9 protein-coding genes are annotated in these 5891 nt (G+C 41.9%); 3 read left to right on the top strand and 6 right to left on the bottom strand.

Going from position 1 to position 5891, the window contains the following annotated elements; all coding sequences use genetic code 11:
* The first annotated feature begins 174 nt into the window (after positions 1-174).
* Positions 175-948 (top strand): inovirus-type Gp2 protein, encoded by a 774-nt coding sequence (locus BCT81_RS05365; protein ID WP_347232105.1) that lies wholly within the window; start codon positions 175-177, stop codon positions 946-948.
* 234 nt (positions 949-1182) lie between these two features.
* On the opposite strand, the gene BCT81_RS05360 is transcribed toward BCT81_RS05365, so the two are convergent.
* The 5 genes from BCT81_RS05360 to radC all read right to left on the bottom strand — a co-directional run bounded on the left by BCT81_RS05360 (position 1183) and on the right by radC (position 3910).
* Positions 1183-1683, bottom strand: a complete 501-nt coding sequence (locus BCT81_RS05360; protein ID WP_102423450.1) for a lecithin retinol acyltransferase family protein — start codon at positions 1681-1683, stop codon at positions 1183-1185.
* Positions 1684-1784: 101 nt separating this feature from the next.
* Positions 1785-2345 carry a tyrosine-type recombinase/integrase gene (locus BCT81_RS05355; protein ID WP_102349760.1) on the bottom strand — a complete coding sequence of 187 codons (561 nt, stop codon included), beginning with the start codon at positions 2343-2345 and terminating at the stop codon, positions 1785-1787.
* A gap of 211 nt (positions 2346-2556) precedes the next feature.
* Positions 2557-2985 (bottom strand): DUF2787 family protein, encoded by a 429-nt coding sequence (locus BCT81_RS05350; RefSeq protein ID WP_102423449.1) that lies wholly within the window; start codon positions 2983-2985, stop codon positions 2557-2559.
* A gap of 26 nt (positions 2986-3011) precedes the next feature.
* The gene (locus BCT81_RS05345; protein WP_102423448.1) at positions 3012-3437 is read right to left on the bottom strand and encodes a DUF2787 family protein; all 426 of its coding nucleotides are present in this window, start codon (positions 3435-3437) and stop codon (positions 3012-3014) included.
* Positions 3434-3910 (bottom strand): DNA repair protein RadC, encoded by a 477-nt coding sequence (radC, locus tag BCT81_RS05340; RefSeq protein ID WP_102423447.1) that lies wholly within the window; start codon positions 3908-3910, stop codon positions 3434-3436. The genes BCT81_RS05345 and radC overlap by 4 nt, the downstream gene beginning before the upstream one ends.
* Positions 3911-4145: 235 nt before the next feature.
* Between radC and BCT81_RS05335 the strand changes: the two genes are divergently transcribed.
* A complete protein-coding gene (locus BCT81_RS05335; RefSeq protein WP_102423446.1) occupies positions 4146-4583 on the top strand; it encodes an RNase H family protein in 438 nt (145 codons plus the stop codon).
* Positions 4584-4703: 120 nt separating this feature from the next.
* Positions 4704-4925, top strand: coding sequence for an AlpA family transcriptional regulator (locus tag BCT81_RS05330; RefSeq protein ID WP_198592989.1), 222 nt, complete (start codon positions 4704-4706; stop codon positions 4923-4925).
* A 247-nt stretch (positions 4926-5172) separates the two neighbouring features.
* On the opposite strand, the gene BCT81_RS29130 is transcribed toward BCT81_RS05330, so the two are convergent.
* On the bottom strand, positions 5173-5891 hold a 719-nt coding region (locus BCT81_RS29130; RefSeq protein ID WP_157938850.1), incomplete at its 5' end, for a hypothetical protein.

The following is a 5891-nucleotide window of genomic DNA, read 5'->3' as shown; positions in this document are numbered from 1 at the left end:
TGGAAACTGATGGTTATACTTTGTTACTTTTATCTTTGATAGGGCTCTTTCTTATGCTTCTGGTGGAAATAATTGGACAGGCTACTTAATTAGCTAATAGCGTTGAAAACGCTATAAACCAGCTGGCTTGGTACGGTTTGGTTTCGCTCGTAAACCGTCGGTATATAGTTATATATGTTTCATTCTCAATCAGTATTCACAACCAATAAATTATTACCAAGATACCTAACCTATGAGGTAGTAAATCGATTAGGTATAAGAATGAATACAAAGAAAAGGATACGGGAGCCGAAGGTTTATCAGGGTAGGTACTTTCACGACATAAAACTGAATAAAAAAAGAGAATATTATGAACCCTATCTGATAAAGTCGAAAGAACTTCTTGATTATGTTACAAGTGAACATAACAGAGTTCTTTCTTTTAGTCTTATCTTACGGTTCCCTCAAGATTTTAAGCAGGATAGAGATGTATCATATATTTCAAATTTTATAAGGGTATTTCAGAGGAAGGTTAATCTTAATTTAGAGGAGAGAAAAAAGAGAAAGGCTAGGGTTCATCATATCAAGAAGGGAAATAAGGTTTTCAATATATGGTGTAGAGAAAGGGATAGTAGTAATAATGACCACTATCATATGTTTATTCTACTGAGTTATGAAAACTTCCGAACTCTAGGTCACTACTCTACCAGTCATGAGCCAGAAAAAAGCTTAGCAATCTTGTTACAAGAAGCATGGTCTGACGTTATAGGAGTTTCATACTGTGATATGAAAGGCTTAGTTCATTTTCCCCCAAAGAATAATTACTTCAGAGTTGTACAAAATAGGCCTGAGACCAAGAGTAACTATGACGACTTACTTTTCCGAATGTGTTATTTAGCCAAAAGAGAGACGAAGAATTTCGGAGAAGGGATACGCTCATTTGGGTGTAGCAGGATCAGGCGGGGCTAGGGCCTTAAACTCTTATCAGGTGCCAGCAACGTAGTTTTGAGGATAGAGCTACGGTGTGGTTTGAATCTGATGTCACTGAGTGGAGGAATACTCGATTAATAGGGCTCATTTAATATTAGTTGGTTTTGAGTTGATATGTAATGAGGCTAGCGAGGGCTAGCCTTTTCTGTGATGAAAGAGCAATGATAATGGAGCTCAGTAATCAGACCTGGATGGTTGAGAAAGATGACCTGTTTATCCTTTTTGACGATTCCTTAAGTCCCATACTCGCCACTGACTAGCTTGAATGTGCGCACGAGCGTCCCGTTTAAGCTGAGTTAAGGTGAAAGTGCTTGAGAACATGTCACCGTCTAGACAGTAGCTACAGAACTGATGGCAGTTTTCATTTAGCAGGGAATAGTCTGTTTGTACGCCTAGCATGCCTTCTGCTATTTGAGCACAAGACTCACTTCCAACGGCACTGCCTTGTGCATTGCAACTGACGTAAATCGAAAGGGCAGTGGTATCAGCCAGGAACTGGTTAACTGATACGTCTTCGATAAGGCCGTTACCGTTACGATGGATGATACGTCCATTTCCTACGTAGACACCTGAATGTTCAGCAGTTCCAAATGCGAGATCGCAATACACAATGCTGCCCCTAACTGGGCTGTTGGTTTTCCATAATAAATTTTGAATTAAACTTTTCGATAAGTTGCCGACTAGAAAGCTTCCTATTGCGTTATATGGATTCATGTTATTTGCCCTCTAATGTTGTGATGACGAAACTCAAAAAGGCTCTGAGCTTAATGTTTATAAGGGATTAGCGGTCCCGCCCCCTTAGTAAATGATCATGCTTAAAGCTCAAGAGAAACGAAGTCCTTATCGACTTCATCTTGAGTGATACCGATATAGCGAAGCGTCACGCCTTCTGAAGTATGGCGAAGCATTTTCATGACACGTCCGATATCTTTTGTGGATTGATAGAGAAAGTAACCTCGCGTTTTTCTCATCGAGTGAGTACCTAACGCGATATTCAGTTCTTGGCCTACTTGTTGAAACGCCATCGACACAGCGCGTCGCGTGATTGGTTGCGGTGGTTTGTTTTTCAGCTGCTGGCATCGGTGGGATTGAAACAAGTAGATGTGGTCGGGATGTTGCTCCCTCAATCTAGCAATGTGCAGCTGCGCTTTGGTATTGAGCTGAATGTTGGCGATCTTTCCGGTTTTACTCTCTCGAATAATGAGTCGGTCGCCATTAATGTCTTCAAAGCGAATTGACAACAAATCGGAAATCCTCAGTGCTAGGTTTAATCCGATATGCCACACATCGGCCATTTGTGGATGACAACGAATACTTAATAAGTGACCAACCATACGTATGGTGTCATCGTCTTTAATTGCTTGGACCTCAGCCATAGTCTGCTTCCTTTTTTGTCTGTAGAAGGGTGTTTTGGGAAGCACAAAGCCGACGATATTAAAGAACCCTTATACAGCAAGGGGTGGAAGCTTCCCGTTTTAACAATATGGGAAGCAGCCTCGTTTTAGCTCTGTGCTGGTGGTTGTGTTGAATGTTTGTGATATGAAGTTGAGATTGATGGGCAGTGGATAGGGTTGCTACGAGTGATGATTAACTGTACTTAACCTGAACTTGGTCGTAGGCGTTTATTTCTACATAAGCTAGAAAGTTACACTCCCACATTTCATATAGCTCGGTTGTTTCTTGCAGGTACATACCAAGCCACCCGCTGCAACGAGCGAAAGCGACGTCGTTAGCAAAATCAAAAGCCAAGTCAGGAACGAGCTTTTGTGTACCTGTTTCTACATAAACAAGGTCAGTGATTTCCACAAGAGCGATATGGCTATCTTTAACCTCCACCGTAATAGAGACCGGGTGAAAGCCTCCGTCTTTCGGATGGTAGCTTGAATCTTGAAAACGGATGGTCATTTTTCCTCGGTAATTAACATCATCCATAGAGCGTTTGACTAACTCGATAAGTTGATGTGAAGGCTTAGCTCGTTTGCACGCGAACATAGCCAGATTGGCAGCTTGATTCATAGAGACCTCTTTGAAGGTAGTTAGGATTAACGAACGGATGTGATGTTGATTGAGATTGCAGATTTCGTGGTTAAAGTGTGAGTAATGGCTTTGAGCCAGCTAGCAAGCAAGGCTTGTACTTCTGGCCGTTGTAAGTTGCACTGCTTAATCTCTGGGTGATAGAACCAACACCCTGCGAAGTTGAAATACAGGGATAACTCTTTTTGTTGCGTACCTGTGACCATCACATCAAAGGTGGCAATAAAGCGAAGTTGCCAAGGTGTTTTGCTTGATGTTCGCTCTAATTGAATTTCGATTGGCTGAAAATGGCTATTCATATCTTTAGAGCGTATGTTTAACGCTATCCGCTTGACTGTACTTGGGATGACGTTTTCAGACATTAGCGCATCGAGAAAACAATGCATGGGACGAACGAGTTCTTCGTTAACACCGGAAATGGTGAATCTATTCATACCCACCCCTTTTCTGCAAATGACACACAATCCTCGCCCACAACGATGTGGTCCAATACTCGGATATCTACCAGCTTTAGTGCATCCACTAGCCGCTGTGTAATACGCCTATCAGCTTGAGAGGGCTCCGAAATACCTGACGGGTGGTTATGAGCAAAAACTACCGCGGCGGCGTTGTGGTTTAGCGCGGCCTTGACCACCTCGCGTGGGTAGATAGAAGCAGCATCAATAGTGCCAAAGAACAACTCTTCAAATCCTATTAACTGATGTTGATTATCAAGAAACATCACAGCAAATACTTCGCGGTCGTGAGCCCCTAACTTGAGCTTTAAGTACTCTTTAACATTCGTGGGGTTAGTAAAGGTGCCTTCTCGTTTGTATTTTGCAGCCAGTGCTTCAGCTGCACGTTCTAGCAGTTCATTTAACTCTGAAGTTTTGAACGGGTAATCGTGTTGGTTGTTGGAGTTACGCATAAGAGCTCCTCAGATCATCTGTTTGGTTATGCGTACTGATGAAATATATCTGAAAGGGCTTTAAATCAGCTTGCTAGGTATGGAGGATTGAAAGTAATCGCTCTCAGGGACAGGTAAAAAATAACTTACTTGCCGTTGCTATGTAGTAATCGTAATTAAGCGACGAATGAACAATTAACACAATTGGCTGGTGCAAAGAATGTATCGGCTTTTTAGTCTCTGGAGAGTATAAAAAATGAATAAAGAAATTTATGTAGAAGCAGCCATCGTAGAGAAGCGAAGAGGCCGTTCCGTCGGTGGTGTTGGGCTGGTTATATTCGATGTAAATGGAACAATGGCAGATGAGGACTGGCGATACTTTGACAGTATCATAGATCGTCATTACCTAGAGTTATCAGCACTTGCGTTTGGGCTTGAACATGCCGGAGACGGTGACATTGTTTATACCAGCAGTGACTACTGCGTTTCAGGCTTTAATGAGTGGTTAGATGGCTGGAAACGTCGAAATTGGCGTAAGGCAAATAAAAAGCCTGTAATTAATCAAGCTCTTTGGGAACTAGTGGATAAACGAAGTGCAGATAAGCACGTTGAGGTAAGAAAAGTCGCGGCCTGTTCTGCTGGAAAAGACGCCGCTTATAGATACGCTTTCGCGGTGGCGAACCGTCAGTTGTAATAATAATGAATCACTTGCTGGCATAGCCAGCAGGTGTTTTTTTGTTGTTACTGGGTTTGCATTTGGCATTGCAGACCACAATGTAAAAAAACGGTATTTTTCTACGTGTCAGGTAATCACATGGGAACCAATAACATAGGAGGACGTCCCATGAGATTTCTAAAGTTAAAAGAAGTTATGCAAAAGACAGCCCTTAGCCGATCAGCGATTTACAGAAAAATGAATGATGATAACTTTCCGCAATCAATCAATTTAGGTGATAGAGCCGTCGCCTGGGTGGATAGTGAAGTTGAAGATTGGATGGAAGCGTGTTTGGGTGAGCGTCGGGTTCGAGAACGATAAATCTCACAGAACTGAGGAGTGTCAGGCTACGATTATACTGATGCTTTCACTTCATCCTTTTCTAATTTTGCTATTTCGACCGAACGAATTTTATCGCTGCGGTCAACGAGAGTTACCCCCAGCTGGGCTGGGGTTTAGCAAGATTTTATGATAGATAATTTTCAGTTGCTAAAGTCTATGTCCTCAAGATGACCCAAAACATATACAATTGCTAGGAGTCAAACGACTGTATAAACAACGCTATTGATTAATCTGGTTTTTTCAAAGTGTGATTTTCCCATTTTGACTTCATCAGTGCCGCCAGTTGCGCATTGCGGAACAACAAGGAAGGATGTCCATCGGCTATTCGTTTTATCATGTAAACCTGTCCATTACCGCGCATCACTTGGTAGTCAACATCGCCGAAAGACACTGTTCCATTGACTGCTGATTGGATTTGAATTGTACCGCGAGGAAACTCTTCCATATAAGGTTTTGGCGACCAGCTTGTTGATTTGTCATCCAAGTGATAATAACTATTCAGTTCAATTGAACTATTGGTCAAGTCGAATAGTTCAACGCCATTCAATGTGTGATCTATGAGCTCTGATTCTTTTGGCTTGAGGTAGGCCTGAATATCACCATCAATGGAAATTGCCAATGCAAATTCATTCTCCATGTAAATGAAATCATCTTGCATCTCTGAACGACATCCCGTTTTATAAGGGTATTCACATTTAACATTTGGCTCTTTCGGCATCGTCATAAAGAAGGAGTTAGGATTTAAATCATCAAATGCCAGCGAGTACTGCTTCTCACCATTTAACTCAACTGTATTGTTTTGAATATCGAACTGCCAGTGCGAAAGTTCATCGCCATTATTTCGGGTGCGCCAGAAGTCATTCATACTAATAGAAAAATAAGACTGATTGTCCATAAATTCAGCAAGCGTTGGTGGCATGGTAGATACAGAAACTACGCCTGTGT

This window comes from Vibrio sp. 10N.261.52.A1 (assembly GCF_002876325.1).
GTDB lineage: Bacteria > Pseudomonadota > Gammaproteobacteria > Enterobacterales > Vibrionaceae > Vibrio > Vibrio chagasii.
This window is presented reverse-complemented; position numbering and strand designations above follow the sequence as displayed.